This window comes from Streptosporangium album, assembly GCF_014203795.1.
GTDB lineage: Bacteria > Actinomycetota > Actinomycetes > Streptosporangiales > Streptosporangiaceae > Streptosporangium > Streptosporangium album.
On record NZ_JACHJU010000007.1, the window covers coordinates 79,601 to 100,360 of the forward strand.

General features: G+C 69.1%; 22 protein-coding genes. 11 read left to right on the forward strand and 11 right to left on the reverse strand.

Going from position 1 to position 20,760, the window contains the following annotated elements:
- Window positions 1-14: 14 nt before the first annotated feature.
- On the reverse strand, window positions 15-1,580 hold the full coding sequence (locus FHR32_RS41100) for a peptide ABC transporter substrate-binding protein (RefSeq protein WP_184760012.1): 1,566 nt from the start codon (window positions 1,578-1,580) through the stop codon (window positions 15-17).
- Window positions 1,581-1,746: 166 nt separating this feature from the next.
- On the opposite strand from FHR32_RS41100, the gene FHR32_RS41105 reads away from it, so the two are divergent.
- The gene (locus FHR32_RS41105) at window positions 1,747-2,724 is read left to right on the forward strand and encodes a LuxR C-terminal-related transcriptional regulator (RefSeq protein ID WP_184760013.1); all 978 of its coding nucleotides are present in this window, start codon (window positions 1,747-1,749) and stop codon (window positions 2,722-2,724) included.
- Window positions 2,725-2,756: 32 nt separating this feature from the next.
- Here FHR32_RS41105 and FHR32_RS41110 read toward each other — a convergent pair whose 3' ends face one another.
- The 3 genes from FHR32_RS41110 to FHR32_RS41120 form a co-directional block, all read right to left on the reverse strand.
- A complete protein-coding gene (locus FHR32_RS41110) occupies window positions 2,757-3,197 on the reverse strand; it encodes an ATP-binding protein (protein WP_184760014.1) in 441 nt (146 codons plus the stop codon).
- A 291-nt stretch (window positions 3,198-3,488) separates the two neighbouring features.
- Complete coding sequence (locus tag FHR32_RS41115) at window positions 3,489-4,370, reverse strand: Ppx/GppA family phosphatase (RefSeq protein ID WP_246468616.1); 882 nt, start codon at window positions 4,368-4,370, stop codon at window positions 3,489-3,491.
- 64 nt (window positions 4,371-4,434) lie between these two features.
- Window positions 4,435-5,088, reverse strand: coding sequence for a class I SAM-dependent methyltransferase (locus tag FHR32_RS41120; protein WP_184760016.1), 654 nt, complete (start codon window positions 5,086-5,088; stop codon window positions 4,435-4,437).
- 154 nt (window positions 5,089-5,242) lie between these two features.
- Here FHR32_RS41120 and FHR32_RS41125 point away from each other — a divergent pair, with 154 nt between their 5' ends.
- Complete coding sequence (locus tag FHR32_RS41125) at window positions 5,243-5,560, forward strand: hypothetical protein (protein WP_184760100.1); 318 nt, start codon at window positions 5,243-5,245, stop codon at window positions 5,558-5,560.
- Window positions 5,561-5,830: 270 nt separating this feature from the next.
- On the opposite strand, the gene FHR32_RS41130 is transcribed toward FHR32_RS41125, so the two are convergent.
- Complete coding sequence (locus FHR32_RS41130; RefSeq protein WP_184760017.1) at window positions 5,831-6,682, reverse strand: alpha/beta fold hydrolase; 852 nt, start codon at window positions 6,680-6,682, stop codon at window positions 5,831-5,833.
- A gap of 477 nt (window positions 6,683-7,159) precedes the next feature.
- Entirely contained in the window at window positions 7,160-7,465 is a 306-nt protein-coding gene (locus tag FHR32_RS41135; protein ID WP_184760018.1) for a hypothetical protein, read from the reverse strand.
- 570 nt (window positions 7,466-8,035) lie between these two features.
- Here FHR32_RS41135 and FHR32_RS41140 point away from each other — a divergent pair.
- Window positions 8,036-8,494, forward strand: a complete 459-nt coding sequence (locus FHR32_RS41140) for a hypothetical protein (protein ID WP_184760019.1) — start codon at window positions 8,036-8,038, stop codon at window positions 8,492-8,494.
- A 476-nt stretch (window positions 8,495-8,970) separates the two neighbouring features.
- Here the strand turns inward: FHR32_RS41140 and FHR32_RS41145 are convergent, their stop codons facing one another.
- From FHR32_RS41145 to FHR32_RS41155, 3 genes are all read right to left on the reverse strand, one after another.
- Window positions 8,971-9,987 carry a hypothetical protein gene (locus FHR32_RS41145; RefSeq protein ID WP_184758946.1) on the reverse strand — a complete coding sequence of 339 codons (1,017 nt, stop codon included), beginning with the start codon at window positions 9,985-9,987 and terminating at the stop codon, window positions 8,971-8,973.
- 44 nt (window positions 9,988-10,031) lie between these two features.
- Window positions 10,032-10,565 carry a hypothetical protein gene (locus FHR32_RS41150; protein ID WP_184760020.1) on the reverse strand — a complete coding sequence of 178 codons (534 nt, stop codon included), beginning with the start codon at window positions 10,563-10,565 and terminating at the stop codon, window positions 10,032-10,034.
- Window positions 10,566-10,776: 211 nt separating this feature from the next.
- On the reverse strand, window positions 10,777-11,142 hold the full coding sequence (locus FHR32_RS41155) for a hypothetical protein (RefSeq protein WP_184760021.1): 366 nt from the start codon (window positions 11,140-11,142) through the stop codon (window positions 10,777-10,779).
- Window positions 11,143-11,291: 149 nt separating this feature from the next.
- Between FHR32_RS41155 and FHR32_RS41160 the strand changes: the two genes are divergently transcribed.
- From FHR32_RS41160 to FHR32_RS41180, 4 genes are all read left to right on the forward strand, one after another.
- Window positions 11,292-11,609 carry a response regulator transcription factor gene (locus FHR32_RS41160; RefSeq protein WP_184760022.1) on the forward strand — a complete coding sequence of 106 codons (318 nt, stop codon included), beginning with the start codon at window positions 11,292-11,294 and terminating at the stop codon, window positions 11,607-11,609.
- Window positions 11,610-11,638: 29 nt separating this feature from the next.
- Window positions 11,639-12,973, forward strand: coding sequence for a sensor histidine kinase (locus FHR32_RS41165; RefSeq protein ID WP_184760023.1), 1,335 nt, complete (start codon window positions 11,639-11,641; stop codon window positions 12,971-12,973).
- A gap of 116 nt (window positions 12,974-13,089) precedes the next feature.
- Window positions 13,090-14,106 (forward strand): cyclase family protein, encoded by a 1,017-nt coding sequence (locus FHR32_RS47605; protein WP_221466912.1) that lies wholly within the window; start codon window positions 13,090-13,092, stop codon window positions 14,104-14,106.
- Between the two features lie 99 nt (window positions 14,107-14,205).
- Complete coding sequence (locus tag FHR32_RS41180; RefSeq protein WP_281391227.1) at window positions 14,206-14,973, forward strand: MmgE/PrpD family protein; 768 nt, start codon at window positions 14,206-14,208, stop codon at window positions 14,971-14,973.
- A 53-nt stretch (window positions 14,974-15,026) separates the two neighbouring features.
- Here the strand turns inward: FHR32_RS41180 and FHR32_RS41185 are convergent, their stop codons facing one another.
- Window positions 15,027-15,659: a response regulator gene (locus FHR32_RS41185; RefSeq protein ID WP_184760024.1), complete on the reverse strand. Its 633-nt coding sequence runs from the start codon at window positions 15,657-15,659 to the stop codon at window positions 15,027-15,029.
- Window positions 15,656-16,864, reverse strand: a complete 1,209-nt coding sequence (locus FHR32_RS41190; protein WP_184760025.1) for a sensor histidine kinase — start codon at window positions 16,862-16,864, stop codon at window positions 15,656-15,658. The genes FHR32_RS41185 and FHR32_RS41190 overlap by 4 nt, the downstream gene beginning before the upstream one ends.
- Before the next feature lie 173 nt (window positions 16,865-17,037).
- Here FHR32_RS41190 and FHR32_RS41195 point away from each other — a divergent pair, with 173 nt between their 5' ends.
- From FHR32_RS41195 to FHR32_RS41210, 4 genes are all read left to right on the forward strand, one after another.
- Window positions 17,038-18,141, forward strand: coding sequence for an FtsX-like permease family protein (locus FHR32_RS41195; protein WP_184760026.1), 1,104 nt, complete (start codon window positions 17,038-17,040; stop codon window positions 18,139-18,141).
- Window positions 18,138-18,827 (forward strand): ABC transporter ATP-binding protein, encoded by a 690-nt coding sequence (locus FHR32_RS41200; RefSeq protein WP_184760027.1) that lies wholly within the window; start codon window positions 18,138-18,140, stop codon window positions 18,825-18,827. The genes FHR32_RS41195 and FHR32_RS41200 overlap by 4 nt, the downstream gene beginning before the upstream one ends.
- A gap of 136 nt (window positions 18,828-18,963) precedes the next feature.
- On the forward strand, window positions 18,964-19,863 hold the full coding sequence (locus FHR32_RS41205) for an IS701 family transposase (RefSeq protein ID WP_184760028.1): 900 nt from the start codon (window positions 18,964-18,966) through the stop codon (window positions 19,861-19,863).
- The gene (locus FHR32_RS41210; RefSeq protein ID WP_184760029.1) at window positions 19,793-20,488 is read left to right on the forward strand and encodes an aromatic-ring-hydroxylating dioxygenase subunit beta; all 696 of its coding nucleotides are present in this window, start codon (window positions 19,793-19,795) and stop codon (window positions 20,486-20,488) included. Before FHR32_RS41205 ends, FHR32_RS41210 begins: the two co-directional genes overlap by 71 nt.
- Window positions 20,489-20,760 lie beyond the last annotated feature (272 nt).

Genomic DNA, 20,760 nt, shown 5'->3' on the forward strand with positions numbered 1-20,760 from the left:
GCCTCGTGGATCACCTACTTCACCGTGATCGTGTCGAGGTTCGGGCTGTAGGCGTCGATCTGGACACCGCTGATCTTGCTGGAGTATCCGGCCTGGTCCTGCCAGTTCCACAGCGGGACCATCGGCATCTCGCTGAGCGCGAGGTCCTCGGCCTTCTGGTAGAGCGGGATGCTGGCATCCATGCTGGCGGCCGAGTTGGCCTGGGTGAGCAGGTCGTTGAACTCCTTGTTCTCCCAGCCCATCCGGTTGCCCTCGCCCCACATCGACTGCAGGTAGTTCTGCGGGCTCGGGTAGTCCATCACCCAGTTGTTGCGGTACGGCCCGTCCTGCTTGTGCGCGCGGAGCGTGGACAGGTAGTCGGCCGCCGGGATCTTGCGGAACTGGATGTCGGTGATCCCGAGGTTGTCCTTGAGCTGGTTGGCCACCGCGGTCATCCACTGCTCGTAGCTGGGGTCGGCGTTGGAGAAGTAGAGGTTCATCGTGCCGCTGAAGCCGCCGGCCTTGTCGAACAGCGCCTTGGCCTTCGCCTTGTCGAAGACGCACGCCTCGCCGCAGGCGTTCTCCCGGTAGCCCGGCACGAGCGGCGCCACCAGCGAGCCCATCGGCTTGAAGGTGCCGTTGAAGACCGCGTCCACGATCGCCTGCCGGTCGATGGCCATCGAGATGGCCTTGCGCAGGTCGGCGTTCTGGAAGCGCTTGTCGAAGACCGGGAAGCCCAGATAGTCCATGGTCCCGCTCGGGGTGGCCACGAACCGGTCGGCGAGCAGCCGCTTCGCCTCTCCGGCGCTCGCCGGCGGGATCGTCTGGATCAGGTCCACCTTGCCGGCCCGCAGGTCCACGTAGGCGGTGTCACGGCTCTCGTAGATCTTGAAGTTGACCGAGGCGGACTTGGCGGGGCGGGGCCCGGCGTAGCCGTCGAACTTCTTCACCTTGATCTGCCGGTTGCGCACCCACTCGCCGTCCAGGGCGAAGGGGCCGTTGCCGATCGGCTTGACGTCGTAGGCCGCCAGATCGGTGAATGCCGCCTTCGGCATCGGGGCGAACCCGGTGTAGGCCAGCGTGATCGGGAACTGGCTGAACGGCGCGGTCAGGGCCACCTTGAGGGTGGTGTCGTCGATGACCTTCAACCCGCTCAGCTTGTCGGTCTCGGGCTTGGGCGCGGTGTCCGAGCCCTCCGGGGCCTCGGGGTTCAGCTTGTCGTAGCCCTCGACGTTCTCGAAGTAGTAGTTGTTGGTCCACGCGTTGGGACCGTAGGCCGCGGCGTTCCACGCGTCGGCGAAGCTCGCGGCGGTCACCGGCTCGCCGTTGTGGAACTTCTGCCCCGGCTTGATCTTGATCGTCCAGACCTTCTGGTCGTCGCTGGTCACCGACTCGGCGGCGCGCATCTGCGGCTGCCCCTTCGGGTCGATGACGACCAGGGTGTCGAACAGCGCCTGCAGCACGGTGACCGAGTAGCTGCTGGAGGTGTTGCCAGGGGTCAGGTGGTCCGGCTCCGTCAGCCCGACGGAGAACTCCTTCGTGGCCTGCTGTCCTCCGGTGGCCGGCGCCGGCGATCCGCCGCACGCACTCACGGCGAGCATCGTCGCCAGGAGGACGGCAGAGCCTCGTGTCCTCGTCAAGACCGTCACTGTTCCTCCCAGGGGGTATTGCGGGAGAGGGTAAAGACGGTTACAGACCGGGGGCATCGGACAATTTACGTATTCCCTATCTTTGGTACCTTGGGGCACTCTGTGCACGGAGGAAACCTTGGACCAGATCACCCTGAGCCCGCGCCACCTCCATGCCTTCGCCGAGGTGGGCTTCCAGGTCGCCGGGCGCAGCGGCATCCCCGGTGCGATGCGCGCCCTGCGCGAGGTCATCGCGCTGGAGGCCTACGAGTTCGTCGCCTACGACCCGGTGACGGAACAGCACCGCAGCCTGGTCTCCGACGGCTACACGCGGGTGGACGGCGACGCCGCCGAGGAGTACGTCAGGCTCGACCCCTACCGCCGGGCCATGGACTCCCGGATGCCCCTGGTCATGGGCGCCCCGGGCACCGAGCGCTACTTCCGGCGCCACCTGGAGCCGTACGGCTGGCAGGCCGGGCTGACCACCCCCCTCTTCCTCGCCGAGGGCCGCTACACCGGTCTGCTCCACCTGAACTCCCGCGATCCCGGTGCCTTCTCCGCCCAGGCCAGCACCCTGATCAGGGCCGTCTCCCCCACGCTGGCGCACGTCACCGACCTGAGCCGCTGCGTGGTCGATTCCGTCGGCACGCCGCCGGGCTTCCACGCGGCGGCCTTCGACCGCGCCGGCACCCGCAGGGACGTCACCGGCACCCCGGCTTCCGCGGCCGTCGCCGCCGAGCCCGGCATGGCCGAGCTGGCCAGGGAGTTCATCGACTCCCGCGAGCTGAACCGGCGCGGGCTCTGGCTGGACGGGACCGGGCAGTGGCGGGAGGTGCGGCTGCTACGCGCCGGTGTCGGGCCGCACGGCGCCATCCAGGGCGCAGTGATCGCCGAACGCCCGTGCGCCCTGCCGTACGAGCTGACCGGCCGGGAGATCGAGGTGATCACCCGGGTCGCGCTCGGCGACTCCAACCCGCAGATCGCGGCGGCCCTGGTGCTGAGCGTCCGCACGGTCACCACCCATCTTGAGCACATCTTCGCCAAACTCGGCTGCGAGAGCCGGACCCGGCTCACCACCAGGGCCCTCGCCGAGGGCCTGTGCCGGCTGTCCCTCTGACGCCGGAGCCCACGCCCGATCGGCGCCGGGCCTCACCTGACGCCGGCCAGCCGGCTCATCGGCATCGTGGCCGGGGTCAGCACGAGCTCGAACCAGACCTTGTTGGCCCCCGCCTGCCGGACCAGGCCCCAGCGGTGCGCCAGCGCCTCCAGCAGGGGAAGGCCCCTGCCTCCCGTGGCGTCCGCCGAGGCGCGGCACACGCAGGGGGCGCTCGAGGAGCCCTCGTCCTGGACGCAGACCCGGACGGTCTCCGCCGAGTAGACCACCGTGACGGTGAAGAGCCCGCCGTCCCCCGACCGGGAGTGGAGCACCGCGTTCGTGGCGATCTCGCTGGTCAGTAACACGCAGTCGTCGTGGAGGGGATGATCACGGCCCAAGGTCGTGGAGACCAGCCGGCGGGCCCGTGCCACCTGGTCGGGAGAGCCCGCCAGGCGGAGAACCCATTCGCTGCCGTCATACTCCGATGAGTCCATCTGGCCCCTCCGATGCTGTCCGCGCCCTTGGAAGGACGCGGAGCTCAAGAAGGTAGATGTCTCGGAAAAGTGCTAATGGGATCGCTTACCGGATAGACAGCTCGGGCTTGCCAGAAGGGCCTTCACCTGCGTGCCCGTCCCTGCCGTCCCATGCGCGCCCACCCGTCACAGCCGGTGCCGGCGCGCCTCGAAGAAACAGTAGACCGCGAACGGCAGCAGCCCGATGGCGACGACCCCGGCTGAGCGCTGTTCATGGTGTTGCGCTCTTACCGGGTAGAGGCGCGGCAAACCTCAGCTCTCCGGCATCGCGTCCAGCCGCCGCAGGATGATGCCCTCGCGCAGCGCCCACGGGCACACCTCGAGCTCCCCCACGCCGAACAGATCCATCGTGGCGTCCGCGACGATGGCCCCGGCCGGCAACTGCGACGCCCGCCCCGCCGAAACCCCGGGGAGCCCTGCGCGCCCTCGCGCGTCCATTTTGACCAGCCGGTCCGTCCACTCGATCAGATCGGCGTGGCTGAGCACCCGGCGGACGTTCGGGCCCTCGTTCGAGGGCGCCGCACCGGCGATCCTCGCGAGCTGCCGGAAGGTCTTGGACGTCGCCACCGCGTGGGTGGCCTGGCCGTACCGGGTCACCTCGCCCACCGTGCGGGCGATCTCCGCCCGCACGTGCCTGCGCAGGGCTCGCGCCTGGTCGGCCGGGGGCGGGTCGGCGGTGAACCAGTTACGGGTGAGCCGCCCGGCCCCCAGCGGCAGCGACACCGCCACGTCCGGCTGCTCGTCGATCCCCGACGCGATCTCCAGCGATCCTCCGCCGATGTCGAGCACCAGCAGCCGCCCCGAGGACCATCCGAACCACCGCCGCACGGCCAGGAACGTCAGTCTCGCCTCGTCCTGGCCGGACAGCACCTCGATGTTCACACCGGTCTCGGCCCTGATCCGGCCGAGCACCTCCACGCCGTTCACGGCCTCTCTGACGGCCGAGGTGGCGAAGGCCATCAGGTCCTCGACGCCCTTGTCCTCGGCGAGCCGCTGGGCCTCCTCGACGAACTCCCGCAACCGCGTGGCCCCCCGCTCGGAGAGCCGGTTGCCCTCCTCCATGTGCTCGAAGAGCCTCAGCTCCTCCTTGTGGGAGTACGCGGGCAGCGGCCGGGCCCCCCTGTGAGCGTCCATCACCAGGAGGTGCACCGTATTGGACCCAATGTCAAGAACGCCCAGTCGCATGGGGTTGAAGTTACTACTGTTCCGGCACTGATCGGCCACCGTCCGCCCCGGGCCCATCGGCCAGGCGGTGGACACTGACGGCGTACCCGCCTCCGTCGTAAGCGGCGCCGTCCCATGTCGCCAGCCGCCGCTCGAGGTTCAGCCCGGACGCCTCGCACCACCCGTCGTAGTCGGCCAGGGTGACCGTGGCCGAGGAGAGCGGAAGGTGCCGGGCGTCCAGCCCGAACCCTGCCACCAGCAGCCCGCCGGGCCGCAGCCCCGCCGCGAGCCTCGCGACGGTCCGGGCCTCGGTGCCCGGGGCGAGCAGCGGCACGACGTTTCCCGCGGCGACGACCAGATCGAAGGGGGCGGTCCCGGCCAGGTCGAGGGCGCTCAGATCGGCCAGGATCCAGCTCAGCTCCGGCGCCGTCCGCCTTGCCACGGCCAGCATCGATCCGTCCAGATCGACGCCCGCGCAGTCGTAGCCGAGCTCCGCCAGCCGGATGGCCACCCGGCCCGTGCCGCATCCGGCGTCCAGCACCCGCGCTCCGGCGGGCAGCAGGGCGGCGCACAGCCGCGCCTCCCCGTGCACGTCCGTCCCGGAGGCGGCCAGCTCGGCGAACCGCGCCGCATAGCGTTCCCCCGCGCCCTCACCCGTGATCTCCGCCCAGCGGCTCTTCGGCTCCATCGCTCCAGGATCGCACCTTTCCCGAACGCCACCTTCACGTTTGTCGCGCCGCCCGCCGACGCATGTCATTGACATGAGCCGCTCTCCCGGGCGCCGGCCTCGGTCTCTCCTGCGGCCTCGATGATCGCCGGGGGCGTGGATCCATCACCTCCGGGTGGGCGTCGCCGCACCCGGCGGGACGGTGACCAGGGACTACAAGCCCGGGCTGATGAAGGTCTTCTCCGACGCCGGCGGCAAGGTCTACGGCGCCTACGGCGAGCGCGTCTTCGTCGGAGAGGTGTGGCTGCCCACCCCCGCCCGGTTCGCCCGCTACCTGCGCCCCGACGGACCTCGGGCTGCGCAGGGCGCGGGCCGCCGGACACCTGCGCCTGGCTCCGCATCGCGACGGGACGGGAGCCCGTCACCGCCTGACCTCGGACGGGGCGGCCGGGGGTGGGATCCGCGCCGATGCCCACCCCGCCCGCGCGCGTGATCTCCGGGATCGCCCCGGGCGCAGGAGTTCGATCACGCGGCGGCCGATGAGCGAGGCCGACAGGATCCCGACGGTCCTGCGGTAGTTGCCGTCGGCGGGGTCGTACGGCATGCCCTGGAAACGGTCGCGCTCCGCGACAGCCGCTGACGTATGCCGGGGGTGAGGACCTGATCGGCGACCGCGGGAGTCATGGCGATGGCGGTCCGGGGGCGGGGGTTGTGCACGGTGCTCCTGTGTGAGGAATGGCGGTGACGGCGCGACGGATCACAGCTAGGAACCGGCCGCCGCCACGGCGTCGGCGAAGTCTCCGGGGCATTCCAGGGGGGTGAAGTGACCGACCCCGTCAACCGGCCGGAGCTCGAAATCACGGAAGAAGGCCGCCAGCCGGTCGGACCAGTCCCGAGGGAAGAGCGGATCATGCTCGGGCCACAGCACGATGGCCGGCGTGGAGATGCGATGCGCCGGGTCGGGCTGCCGCTCGGCGGCCGATGCGGCGACGGTTCCGGCACCGGCGCGGTACCAGGCGATGGAAGCGGTGAACGCCCCCGGCTCCGCGTAACCGGGGATCAGGTGGTCGATGCTGGGCTCGAAACCCGGCCCGGACCAGTGCGACCAGAAATGCAGCAGGTAGTCACGCACGGCCTCAGGTCTGCCGTCGATCAGGCGCTCGGCCAGCGGCAACTGGTGGAACGCCTGGTACCAGAACTCTCGCTGAGCCCGTTCACCGAACACCCGTTCGGCGATGCCCGGCAGAGGCGGAGACAGGACCAGGCCGCCGACGAGGTCGGGACGGACCTGAGCGACCTTCTGGGCGATCCGGCTTCCGATGTCGTACCCACCCAGCACCGGCCGGTCGAGCCGGAGCTCCTCGATGAGGCCGATGACGCTGCGCGCCTGTCCGGCGGCGCCGTACTGCTCCCGGGGATCGGCGGCGTGTTTGCCGGACTCGCCGAACCCGCGCAGATCGGGTACGACGACGCGGTGCGTGGGCGCGAGCAGGCGGGCCACCCGCCGGTAGTCGGTCCGGTCCCCGGGCCATCCGTGCAACAGCACGGTGGGCGGCCCGTCGCCCATGACGTCGTAGTGGAGCTGGAACCCGTCCACCTTCGAGGTTGTCGGCATCAACCCTCCTCCAGCGGTAAGCCTCCCCACGGGTGATTCTCCTCCTCACCTAATCACCGCACCGACGATGGTCACCCGGAAGAGGAACCATGGTGCAGTTGCCGCATGAGCAGGCCGCCGCGCACCTCAAAGCTGATCTCCAGGATCGAGTTGTGGGCGGCACTCCACTCATGGGGACATTCCGCAGCAGCCGCCTGTCCGCGCACGCTGGCGTGCGGACAGGATCTCGCCGGCCGACAGGTCCGGTAGTGGTGGACAAAGCCGACACAGCTGTAGAACTGGGGGTAGCGAGCGAGGCGTTTCCCGATAGCGCCACCAAGACCGGGATCCCCAAGACCTCGTTGCCCCGCTGCCTCACCACCATCGTCGGCCAGGAGCTGGAACCGGAGCGTCAGCGTGAACAACCGAGAACGGGACCATCCCGCCCATGCCGTCTTCGACCCGGTCTGGTGGCAGGAAGATCCCGAACGCTGGCAGCTACTGCGTTTCGAAGGACGACATGACGAGGAGGGTCTGCCCGTTGATCTGTGGTGGAAGGACCGGCAGCAGGTCCTTCACGCCCTGATCCGCACCCCTGATCACACCGATGCCGACTTCGCACGCTTCCTGCTGATGCAGGAAACGCAGCGGCACGGGCATTCCTGGGGGTTCGGCCACAGCATCGAGATCGCAGCCTTGCTGGTCGCCGAACACCGCCACGTCGAAGACGTCTGGCTCCTGTGGGAGGCGATCTGCAGAAGTTTCGACACCTGGTGCGGCCTTCCACACCGCAGGAATGCTCATCTTCGATGTCTGGAGGGTGGGAGTGTTCGCAAGGTCTATGGGTCACGGGCGTCTGCCTCGCGAAACCTTCGTTTCTGCTCTGTGTCAACGGCCAAGTGCGTGTCGCCGCTGGTGGCCGGGAAGCGTCATCCCACTGTGCTCGCCCAGCCGGCCCGCACCAGGATGCGACCAAGATCAGCATGTCGGAGGAAGCGTCCACCGGCCGCTTCACCGACCACCACGCCTTCTCAGATCTTGGGGGCCGGGCAGGCCGGGTGACGGTGAGGGTGACCAGGGGCAGCCTGGTAGGCGCCGGGGCGAGGGTGGGAAGCTCGGCGATGCCTCTGGGACATCGCGACCATGGTGGTACGTGTGCTGACCGATGACGGACAGGCAGGTGAAACACTCCTGACTGGCCCGCAGGTACTGAGCTGATGCGCGAGGCCGCCTGACTCTCGCCGCGATCTGGGACACCGGCCTTCGGCCAGGCCTTATCCCGGTGCCCATTGCCGGGAAGCAGAGGGATAAGCCAAGATCGATGGGTTGATCCGCTGTGGCATGCGCCGCGGCCCACCGTCGAAGGGGAGACAAGTGATCAGGTCTGTTACGAAGGTCGTCGCCGTGACGGCCCTGGCCGCCGGCGTTCTCGCGGCCAACCCGGCATACACGGCGTACGCGGCCTCCTCCCCCTACACTCCCGAGGGCGTCTGCGGAGCGGGGTTCACCCGGGTGAAGGACGGCTCCCGCCCCCTCAAGTCCGGACGTGACACCTTCGGCTACGTCTACCTCATGTACAACAGCAGCACCGGTTACAACTGCGTGGTCAGCATCAAGACCGCTTTCTACCGGACCGCCACCTACACCACCGCCACCCTGACGGTGAAGGGCAGCAAGCCGAAGACCGACGCGGGCAGGTTCAAGTACTACGCCGGGCCGGTCAAGGTGCAGGCCCGCGGCAAGTGCGTCTCGTACTGGGGCAGCACCCGGGACACCCGGCTGGACTTCGCCGAGGCGACCGGTGGCCGCAAGACCTTCGGCAACTGCGGGTAGCGGGACCTCGATCGCCAGGGCCACACCCGGTGCCCCCCAGCTGGGCGTTCTTATTGGAGTGAGAGTAGGTGATCGTTGAGGGCTTCGGCGGACAGCCCTTCGGCGGCCATCACCGCGATGATCTCGAACCTGTGCCGCTCGAAATTAGGGTCGGGTCCATGACCTGGGAGTTTGTCGGTTGACCTATGCGGCCTCGTACTCGTTGATGAGGCCGCCGAGTACAGGTCTTCGTTTGATCCGCCGGTCGGTCAGGTCGACGATGGGCGTGGGCTTCGTCGGGTCTGCGTCTGGATGCCGCTGGTTCAGGGCCTGGTGGGGGCGATGTGCGTTGCAATGGACGGTGTACTCGGCGGAACTCGTCGGAGTACGTCGCCGCGTACGGGGTCGGCCGAGGGCTGAGAACCCCGCGCTGGATGTCGTCGAGTTCGAGTGTGACGTGCGTTCGCTCGGTCACGGATACCTCCCTTCTTGCGGCACTACTTCACCGAGACGATGTTTCTCCAGAAGTTGCGCAGGCTCTCGTCGCCGCCGAACAACGAGCTGAAGATCGTGGAGTCCGCCATGAGCACGTCGCCGGCCCGCTCACCGCTCGGGGGCATCCACAGGAACATGTTGAACTCGGTGTTCCCGGCCTCGGCGAACGGATGCGGCCTGGACATGTCGATCGGCTGCCTGCCCAGCACGTGGATGACATCCGGCTCGTCGGTCGTCACCGCGTAGTGCGGCAGGTGCAAGTGGAAGTTGAAGGTGGTCACCCCTTCCAGCCATCCCTTGGTGTCCAGGTCTCTGGCGATCGACAGGGGGGCGATCCTGTTCGGCTCCCGCACCGCGGGACGCAGCCCGTAGCGGTTCTCGACAGGCACTCCGAGCCCTTCCATCAACGACCGGGTGTACCTGCCGAACCGTTGCTGGCGGGGAACCAGGAGGTCGCCGTGATGGTGGTACTCGACGTTTCGCACCTCCAGGTCGTCCGCCGCCCCGACGTCGTGATGCGGCCCCAGGACCAGGCAGGTTCCCTCCCGGCTGAGGAACTGCCGCAGCGCCTCGATCTCCTCAGGAGCGGCGTCCTGCCCGGTGATCATGTGGTCCAGTCCGAACACGAACAAGGTGTCGGTGTCCGCCAGCACCCGCTCGTCGAGCGGAGTGCGGAAACCGGCTTGATCGACGCGTTGGTACACGGGCACGGTGTGTCCCGTGGTCTCCGCGACGAACTGCTGGAACGGCACCCAGGCCCAGAAGAACAACTCCAGCGTCCCCGCGATGCCCTGCTGGAAGCGCATCGGGTCGGACCACTTCGGATCCTCGTAGGCGGGCCAGGCGACGCGCCGGACCTCTGTCATCGTGGAGAACCGGTTGTCGAGCTCCGCCGGGTTCCTGCCGGCCTCGGCCGGATAGCTCCATGCGACGTAGATGCTCACCCGTCGCCGGCCAGGGGTGTACTCGCGCGGCACGTGGTTCTGGTTGTACGTGCGCGCGGTCCTGGACTCGTTCATTCCATCTCCGATCTACAGGGATACGTGGGCGGCTGGACCGAAGATCACTGCAGCTGGTCGAGCATCTCCGACAGGGCGCTCTTTATCCGCAGAGCCTTTTTGATTTCGTCGGCGGTGAAGTACGGATATTCTCCGTACTCGATGAAGCTCGGGCAGTGGTGCTCGCGGACGAACAGGGCGAACGCCTCGGGATTGGTTTTCCAGTCTTCGGGGAATCCCTCGAGATTCTCGAAAGCCGTGCTCACGCCTGCTTTGCTGAACAGCGCGATGGCGTCTTCGGTGTACTTGTCGAAGTCGGTGTCGAAGATGGCCTGGTACATGAAACGGGTGTCGTCGTCGAAGAGCACCCAGCGTAGATAGTGCAGCTTGAGCGGCGCGAGAAGATACGGGTCGCCTTCCAACGCCTTGGCGAGTGTGTGACCGTAGTCGCGTATCGCCTCGGCCCGGCCGGGCTTTACTTTCGCGATGATGGTGAACCCGTAACACGCCGGGGTCCTCGGAAAGACAGGGCCGTATTTCCCCTGCTCGAGCTGGTCGGTCTCCTTGGGGATGACAACTGCCTGTGGCCTGATTTCCATTCCGGTTCCTCCGTCATCTGGCAAGGAAGAACCTCACACTATGGGACGAATACGACCGGATCACCACATCGGTATCACAGCATTTGTCGGTATTTTAGGTGATCGTCTTTTACGTCCCGGCGATCGCCGCCGGCCGTCATGGCCGCGGCCACCGCGCGGTCGTCGCGTCTCGGCGACGATCGCGCGGTGGCCGCTTGAATCCGCCCGGCGGCTACTCGGCGGCAGCCTCGGAGCCGCAGGGCACCGTGGCGGCGGGAGTGAGCTCACTCGCCGCGACGGCCTGGGCGGAGCCCGAGTCGGTTCCGCTGCCGGAAGCGCCGGACTCGGCCGCGACGGCGGGCACCGAGTCGGCGGGCTTGACCTCGGCGGCGCGCGCGACCTCATGTTCCTTGCCGTTCACGGTGGCGATGAGCTTGCCGTCCTTCTCGGTCACCTTGACGGCGGCGCTCTCGCACGCCGGAACGACCCGCGCTCCGCTCTGGGCCCCGTCGGCGTTGGCGGCGGCGGTGAGCGTGGCGGTGAGCGCCAGGCCGAGCACACCCGCGGAAAGCGCCAGCCGTACGCGCTTGCTGAGCATTCGCATCTCCTTCTGATCGTCGACCCGTCTGAATCGACGTCTTTTCGTATCGAACGGAAAGAGAGTGCCACGCGCTACCTGAAGCGAAGCTGAAGCCGGCCGAGAAGATCTTCGGGTTCGCTTTAGGTCGATTCATGCAAACTGTAGGGATGCGTGTGCTGTTGGTGGAGGACGAGCGGCGGCTGGCCGAGCTCGTGAAGAGTGGTCTCGCGGGCGAGGGCTTCGCCGTCGACATCGCGCTCACGCCCAAGGAGTTCGCCGTGCTGCACAGCCTGGCCCGGCGTCCCGGCGAGGTGGTGTCCAAGGCGGAGCTTCTCGAACAGGCGTGGGACTTCGCCTACGCGGGCGATCCCAGCATCGTCGAGGTCTATATCAGCGCCCTCCACCGGAAGATCGACGCCCCCTTCGGCCGCTCGTCCCTGGTGACCGTGCGCGGCGCCGGCTACCGGCTGGACGGGCTGCTCTGATGCGCGGACGCCAGGGGTGGGCGGCTCGGATGCGGCTTCACCCGCCCGCGCGCTGGTCGGTACGGCTGCGCGCCACGATCGCGGCCACCCTCATCGTGGCCGTCGCGCTCGGCGGAGCGTCGGCTGTACTGACGACGGTGCTGCGAGACAACCTCGAGGAGAGCGCGACGAAGGACGCCGCGCGGCGGGCCGCGGCGGTGTCCGAGGCCCTGTCCACATCCTCTCCGGCGATCGCCGAGACGGTGCGCCCCGCAGAGACGGTGCGCCCCGCAGAGACGGTGCGGCCTGGCACGCCGACCGTCCAGGACCCCGACCTCCAGATCAGCCGCCTCGACGAACCACCGCGAACAGACTGGGACACCGCCGGGTACATGGTGGCCAGCACAGCCGTCGAGGACGGCACCGACGTCGTGACGGTCACCGCGCGCAGCTCGTTGGAACCGGCGCGGAACGCCCTGCGGGTCCTGCGCCGCCTGCTCGTCTTCGGGGTCCCCACGCTGCTCCTGCTCGTCGCGGGGCTGACGTGGTTCTTCGTGGGCAAGGCGCTGGTTCCGGTGTCCGCGATCCGGGCGAAGCTGGCCGACATCACGGCCCGCGACCTGCATCTGCGGGTCCCGGTGCCGAGCGCGCGGGACGAGATCGCCTCGCTCGCCCGTACGGTCAACGCCACCCTGGATCGGCTGGAGAACGCCGTCGAGCAGCACAAGCGGTTCGTCGCGGACGCGGCCCACGAACTGCGCAGCCCGATCGCGGCGCTGCGCACCCGCCTGGAGCTGGCCGCCCACGAGGACGCGGCCCGTGAGGCACTCACCGACGTGGAGCGGTTGCAGTCGCTCACGGCCGACCTGCTCCTGCTGGCCCGGTTGGACGCGGGAGAACCGCCCCGGCGCGAGGAGGTCGACCTCGGGCAGGTGGCCGCGGAGGAAGCCCTGCGCCCGCGGCCCCGCCCGGATGTCCGGGTCCGCCTGGCCGTGCAACCCGACGTGGTGGTCGACGGCTCCCGCTCCCACCTGGCCCGGCTGATCACCAACCTGGTCGACAACGCCGTACGGCACGCGCGCGCAGCCGTCGAGGTGCGCGTCGCGAACGAGGGCGGCGTGGCCATGCTCGAAGTACGCGACGACGGGCCGGGTGTCCCTCCCGAGCATCGCGAGGCGGTGTTCGACCGCTTCACGCGGCTCGACTGGGCGCGGGCCCGAGACTCGGGCGGATCGGGTCTCGGGCTGGCGATCGTGTGGGAGATCGCCGTGCTGCACGGCGGAAGCGTGTCCATCGCCGACCGAGGTGCCGGCGCCTGTTTCGTGGTGCGGCTCGACGCGGTGCCACAGCCCGGCGCCGCGGTGGCCTTGGCCCCGCCCGCCTGACCCGGGCACGGTGACGAGCCGCACCGACCTGACTAGTCGGTGGTTTGCTGACATGGGGTTGATGTCGCAGTAAGCCGGTGGATAGGGATGGTCGATGCTGTTCGGGGGTGGTCGTGATGGCGACCGCGCCGCACGCGGGCGGGGTGCCGGTGGTCGACGACACCGGGGACCGCAAGGACGGCACCGCCACCGCGCACACCGCCCATCAGTACCTGGGTTCGGTCGGGAAGATCGAGAACGGGATCGTGGCGGTGACCACCCTGTGGGCCGACGAGCGGGTCTACTATCCGCTGCACGCGCTGCCCTATACCCCTGCGGGCCGGTTGCCTCGCGGCCGCAGCGATCCGGCGTTTCGCACCAAGCCGCACCAGGGCTCCTGGGCCCCGATGAATGAGGCGCACACGCCGATCGACGCCGCCCGCGAGCTTGCCTGGAGAGGTCCCCAAGCACCGGGCGCCTGGACCACGGTCGTGCGGCGGTTCCGCGCGCTGCCGCCTCGTCTTTCCCGGCCGCCGACCTGGCCGAGATCGTGCGCCTCTACGGCCTGCGCACCTGGATCGACTCGGCCTGTCCGCCGGGGAGTTCGACGAGCTGCACGCGAAGGGGGTCATCTGATGCACGAACCGTGGGAGGCGGTGGCCGGCGCCCGCGTGTTCGATCTGGCCCAGCCCAAAGGCTTCGCCGCCCTGGGCATCGACGCCTTCGTCCCCTACGTGGGCCGTGCCGTGCTGCTCGACATAGCGGCTGTACGCGGCGTCGCCGCGCTGCCGCCCGGCTACGAGATCACGACCGAGGACCTGGACGAGGCGGCGGACGGGTTGGACATCGGACCCGGTGAGGCCGTCCTGATCGGCACCGGCTGGTCACGCCACTGGGCCGAACCCGACCTCTTCACAGGTCAATCCGGTGGCGCCCCAGGTCCCGGCGCGGTGGCCGGACGCCGGCTGGCCGACCACCGCCCGCGCCTGGTAGGTGCGGAGACCATCGCCTTCGAGCACATCGCCGCAGGACACGGTCACGCCGCACTCCCGTACACCGGATCCTCCTCGTCGAGGAAGGGATCAACATCATCGATACCATGCGCCTGGCCGAGCTCCTCGACTCCGGCGTCCGCGAGTTTCTGCTCATCGTGAGCCCGCTCCCCGTGGTCGGCGCGACGGGCGCCCCGGTCAGGCCGCTGGCGGTGACCCGATGACGACGTTCGCCGCCCGCCTGGCGCGCTTCGCCACCGGCTGCCGGGACGACGGACTGCCGGCCGAGGTCGCCGCCGACGCCGTCGACCGGGTGCGTACGGGCTCGACGGGGAAGGGGTCGCGCCGGCGATCGGGATCGCGGCCAGCATGGGAGCCGGGCTGCTGGAGGCCAACCGCGCCGACGGGACGGTGAAACGGGTGCATTGCGGGTGGGCCGCACACGCGGGGGTGACGGCCGCGGCGCTGGCCCGCGAGGGGCTGACCGGGCCGCCGACCGTGCTGGAGGGCCGCTTCGGGTTCTTCGCCGCCTACCTCGACGGCCGCGGCGACGCCGACGCCCTGCTGGCCGGACTGGGGAAGCGCTGGGAGGTCACCCGGGCGGTCTACAAACCCTACCCGGCCAACCACTTCACCCATCCGGCCATCGACTGCGCGTTCGCCCTGCGCGCCGGCGATCTCGATCCGGGCGACATCGAGGAGATCGAGCTGGGCGTCCCGGCACGGTTGGCCCTGGCCGGACGGGTCAGGTGCGTGGCCGACGACCGGGCCTCGGGTCTGTTCCCGCTGAGTTTCGGCGCTGTCCTGCGGATTCGTACCAGAGGCGGAACTACGCTCACCCATCGGGTGGACTCCTCCAGAGGTGGGCCCGGCAACCCTCTGTCGTCTGAGGAGTTGGCGTTGAAGTTCCGGCTCAACGCCAGCCGGGCCCTGCCGGAGGAGGCCGTCACCGCCCTCGATCGCCGTATCGCCGGGCCGGCCGAGGCGCAGGACGCGCGTCACATCGCGCTGATCTCGCCCGTCACGTAGGGATCGTCCGGATGCGGCTGGACCCGTGTCTCGTCGGGCCGGCCGCGGGGAGATCACGAGGGGCGGATGAGCCCCTTTCTCGTGGCGGTGGCGACGGCGGCGGTGCGTGAGTCGACGCCGAGTTTGGCGTAGATGTGCACGAGGTGGGTCTTGACGGTGGTTTCGCTCAGGAACATCTGCTTGCCGATCTGCCGGTTGGACAGGCCCGCGGCGACGTGGCCGAGCACCTCCAGTTCCCTCGGGCTGAGCACGGCATCCGGGGTGCGCACCCGGCCAAGCAACCGTGATGCGACGCTGGGCGCCAGCGCGCTGGCGCCGGTGGCGGCCGAGCGGATGGCGGCGTGCAGATCGTCGGAGGGGGCGTCCTTGAGCAGGTAGCCGGTCGCGCCGGCCTCGATGGCGGCCAAGATGTCGGCGTCGGTGTCGAAGGTGGTGAGCACCAGCACCCTGGGACCGCCGAGCGCGACGATCTGCCTGGTCGCCTCACTGCCATGGATGCCCGCGCCGAGCTGGAGGTCCATCAGGACGACATCGGGGGCGAGCTCGCGCGCCGCCTCGACGCCCTCCTCTCCGGTGGCGGCCTCACCGACCAGCTCGAAGTCGGGCTGCCCGGCGAGCATCGCGCGGATCCCCGAGCGCACCACGGGGTGGTCGTCCACGAGGAGGAGCCTGATCGGTCCCGTCATCGGCCGGCTCCCTCGACGACTGGCAGGGGGAGCATGGCCGCGATCGCCGTGCCCTCCCCCGGCGTGGACTCGACGGTGAGGCTCCCTCCCAGCGCGGCCACCCGGTCACGCATGGCGCGCAGGCCGTACCCGGTGCCCGCCGTACGGGCCGGGGTCCGTGCCGGGTCGAAGCCGCGGCCGTCGTCGTAGACATCCAGCACGATCATGTCTTCCAGATAGGTCAGGGTCACGCTGGCGTGCTCGGCCTCGGAGTGGCGGCTGACGTTACCCAGCGCGCCCTGAGCGATACGCAGCAGCGCGAGGTCGTAGTCGGCCGACAGCGGCACCGGCGTGCCCGACACCTCAAACCGCACCCGGGTAGCGGTACCCGCGGCGGCCGAGTCACTGATCCTGCGCAACGCGGCGGTCAAGGAGGAGTGCTGCAGGGCGGGCGGAGCCAGCGCGCGGACGAAGTTGCGCGCCTCCTCCAGGTTCTCCTGGGCGGCGCGCTCGGCCTCGGTGATACGCCACCCGGCCTCGTCGGGCCGGTCGGCGAGGTCGCGACGGGCGGCGCGCAGCAGCAGGATGATGCTGGACATGCCCTGGGCGAGGGTGTCGTGGATCTCCCTGGCCAGCCGCTCGCGCTCGGCCAGACGCGCCGATTCGCTCTCCACCCGCACCAGCTTGCCGCGGGTGGCGACCAGGTCTTCGATGAGCAGGCGGCGCTGCTCACTCTCGGAATAGAGGGCCTTGTAGACCAGCCCCATGAGGGTCGCCACCACCGCGCCGATGGTCGGCCCGATCACCTGCGGGGCGGTCAGACCGCCCGCGTGCCAGCTGGCCGCGGCGACAGCCGCAGCGGTGAGCACGATGACACCGGGCAGCGCGACCAGCAGCGGCAGCAGGTGCAGGTAGGCGAAGAACAGCGGGAAGGCCAGCCAGACGAACCGCGGTGAGCTCAGCGCCAGCGCCGCCCAGCCCAGCGTCACCGCCACCAGCCAGATGCGTCCCAGCAGCAGATGCGTGGGGCCGCCGAAGTGCGGCAGCCGCCCCTCGATGACGATCCCCGCCGCATACAGCACACCGAGCAGGACGCCCCAGGTCACGAGGGCCGTGCGGCCCTCGTGCGCGACCCCGGCGACAGCGATCACCAGGAGGACCGCGAAGGTCCCGTGGATGGCCCACCTGAGCAGCTTGAGCGCCGGCGGAAACGGAAAGTTCATCATTTCTCACTAAGAGTAGGTGATGACCTAATGCGGCGCATCGTGCAAAAGATGTATTGCGGCTGTCCGAAAGAGCCAACCCGGACGGATCGTCTTCACGATGTGCGAGGAAGGCCCGCTGCCGCAGGCTGGAAAGCGTCCAGACCAACCCACTCCATATCAACAGGGGATGCGCCGTGTTCGTGGCGATCAGAGACCTGCGTTTCGCCAAAGGACGGTTTGCCCTCATGGGCGCCGTCGTCCTTCTCATCACACTCCTGGTGACCATGCTGTCCGGCCTGACCGCAGGACTGGCACAGGACAACATCTCGGCCATCGGCCAGCTGCCGGCCGACCGGATCGTTTTCTCCGCCGGCAAAGGCACGAACGGCGATCTCGCCAAGCCCTCCTTCTCCGACAGCCGCATCACCGACAAGACCTGGCAGGAGTGGCAGAAAGTGGACGGCGTCCCGTCCGCCGAGCGGCTCGGCATCACGATGGGACGGCTCACCTCCGGCACCGATGACGAGAGCAGCACGGCGGCCGCGGTGTTCGGCGTCCAGCCCGGGGGTGAGCTGGCCAAGGGATCCGGCGGCGTCGTCGACACCGGCAAGGTGGTGCTCTCCTCCGGCCTCGCCAAGAAAAGCGGGCTGACCACCGGGGCCAAAGTGCAGATCTTCGGCCGCGACTTCACCGTCGCGGGCTCCGGGGGCGCCGCCTCCTACAGCCACACGCCCGTCGCCTGGATCAGCATCGGCGACTGGGAGTGGATGGGCCGCCAGGGCGGCGCCGACACCGTGGCGACGGTCCTCGCGCTGCGCACAGCTGCGGACCCCGACTTCTCCGCCGCCGACGAGCGCCTGCGCACTACCACCGTGGCCATCGCCGACGCCCCGGCCGCCATCGGCTCCTTCTCGTCGGAGAACGGCTCGCTGCAGCTCATGCGCGCCTTCCTGTTCGCCATCTCCGCGCTGGTCATCGGCGCCTTCTTCACGGTGTGGACCATCCAGCGACGGGGCGACGTCGCCGTACTGAAGGCACTCGGAGCCAGCACCGCCTACCTGCTGCGCGACGCGCTCGCCCAGGCCGTCATCGTGCTCCTGCTCGGCGCCGGGATCGGCGGCGCGATCGGCGCGGGGGTCGGCGCGCTGGCCGAGGGCACCGTCCCGTTCGTCCTGTCCGCCGCCACCACCATCGTGCCCGTCACCGTAATGATCCTGCTCGGCGCCCTCGGAGCCGCGCTGGCCATCCGCAAGATCACCTCTGTCGACCCGCTCACCGCGCTTGGAGCCTCCCGATGACCCTCAAGCTCACCGACATCGTCCTGACCTACCCCGACGGTGACCGCACGCTGACCGCGCTCGACCACGTCGAGCTCGCCGTCGCCCCCGGCGAGTTCACCGCCGTCGTCGGCCCGTCCGGCTCCGGCAAGTCCAGCCTGCTCGCCATCGCCGCCACCCTCATCACCCCCGCCTCCGGCACGGTCTCGGTGGCCGGGCACGACGTGACGAACGCCAGCCAAGTGGCCAGGACCCGCATCCGCCGCGACCACATCGGCATCGTCTTCCAGCAGTCCAACCTGCTGGCCTCGCTCACCACCCTGGACCAGCTGCTGGTCATGGCCGACCTGTCGGGCCGCTCCACCCGCGAGGCGGCGGTGCGAGCGCGTGAGCTGCTGCTGGCCATGGACCTGGCGTCCAAGGAGGACAAGCGCCCTCACCAGCTGTCCGGCGGCGAGCGGCAGCGCGTCAACATCGCCCGCGCCCTGATGAACCGGCCAGAGGTGCTCCTGATCGACGAGCCCACCAGCGCGCTCGACCACCGCCGCGGCGAGCAGATCGTGTCCCTGCTGGCCGACCTGACCAGGGAGCACGGCCTGGCCACCGTCATGGTCACGCATGACCTGGCCACGCTCGCGATGGTGGACAGCGTGCTGACGATGGCCGACGGCAAGCTCACCGCCGGAGCCGTCACCTCCGTGGGCTGAGCGCCTGGCAGATGGCGCCTTGTGCCGTGCCTAAACTCACGCACCGGCTCCAACCTGGTGTTTCACAAGATCCCTAGGCCGCTCTCCTGTACTCGTTTATCAACCCTCCGATGGCCTGTCGGCTGGGTATTCCCAGGTGGACTGGGCCACCTGGGAATACACCGAAGTGATGCGGCGTGTCGCCGCGCGAGCGGTATCGGTGATCAACCCGGCGGCATGGTTGATCGACGATCATCCCTTCGTCCGTTACGGTCACTGCACCGCGGGAGCGATCGTGCAGCACTGCGGGGAACGCGAGCAGCACCTGTGCCAGGTCGCGGTCTCGGTCCATGCGGTGTCCGAGACCGGTTCCACCCCGCTGCACTGGCGGTTGTTCATCCCACAGGTATGGGCCGACGATCCTGAACGCCGCACGAAGGCAGGGATCCCACCCCCACTCACGCATCGGACCAAGCAGCAGATCGCGCTGGAGTTACTGGACGAGATCGCCGAGTGGGGGCTGAGGCCGCCCGTGGTCGTCGCCGATAGCGACTACGGCACCAACGTCGCGTTCCGCAACGGGCTCACTGAGCGCGGGATCCGCTGGCTGGTTGCGGTCAACGGCGACACGACAGTCCTCCCGGTCACGGGAGCGCCGATCACGGCCTGGGCCAAACGGCGGCCGGCCATCGGGGTCGGTGAGCCGGCCCGAGCCAGCCAGGGCCGGGCCCGTCGATTCGTCTACCGCCCGAAGACGGCGGATCATTCTGCCCGCTGCGGGTGGTTCACCGCGATCCCCGTCCACATCGCGGGGATCATCGAACGAGGACACATCGCCACCACCGAGCAGCGCCTGCTACCCGAGCGCACGCTGCTGGTCCAATGGCGACGCAGGCACGACACTGAACCGTTTCGTGCCTGGATCACCGACCTGCCCGCGGATACTCCGCTGTCTGTCGTCGATGGGCGAAGCCACCCTCGCCCAGATGCTGCTCCAGTACAAGGTCGAGCGGTTCTACACCGCCGAGGCGGCGCTTCTGGACCATCATCGCTATGAGGAATGGCTCGGGCTCTTCACCGATGACACCCACTACTTCATGCCGATCCGCCGCACCGTGCCCCGGCGCGAGCTGCACAAGGAATTCACCAAGCCGGGGGAGATGGCCTTCTTCGACGACGACAAGGACATGCTCACCGGCCGGGTGCTGAAGCTGAGGACCGGGACCGCCTGGGCTGAGGACCCGCCGTCGCGGACGCGGCACCTGATCACCAACGTCCGGATCGTCGAGGACGACGCGGCCGGGCTCACCGTCGAGTCGAACTTCCTCCTCTACCAGACGCGACTGAAGATGCGCCGTCACCTTGACGACGTCGGAGAAGTCGAGGCCGCGGGCGGCGAGCAAGGCGCTGAGGTTGCGCAGCACCTGTTGTGTCTACTCGGTGATGGTGTCGCCGACGACCTCGCCGGTGGCGGGATCATGCGGCCCCGTGCCGGGAAGCTGAGGGATCGGCGGACGTCGTGGGCGTGTCGGCGAATGCCTGTCCCACTATCAACGGGACAGAGATTGCCGCCGCGGCTGCTGCGGCAAGGACTCGACGTCGCCGGCTCGGGCGAACGTGCCGGCTTCCAAGGAGTGTCCTCAGGCGGGCCCACTACAGCAAGTGAACGAGCGACTGAGTGATCGCTTCGTGGCGCGATCTCGCGCGGCCATCGCAGCAGGCGGCCACTCAGGGAACCGGCGATGGTCGGCAAGGCGGCCGTTCTCCTTGTCCGGACCGACCTGAACCGATGGTGTCCATCGGGTTTGCCGCGTCTGATCTCCCGGTCGACGGCCCCCGCCCATCGAGTTCCGACTCACTCCCGAGATGCCGTCGACGTCGCCCGCCCCGGTATAGACCGGCTGTGGCAACAGCCACCGTTGTTGCGAATCCGATACATGGCGGTATAGACCAA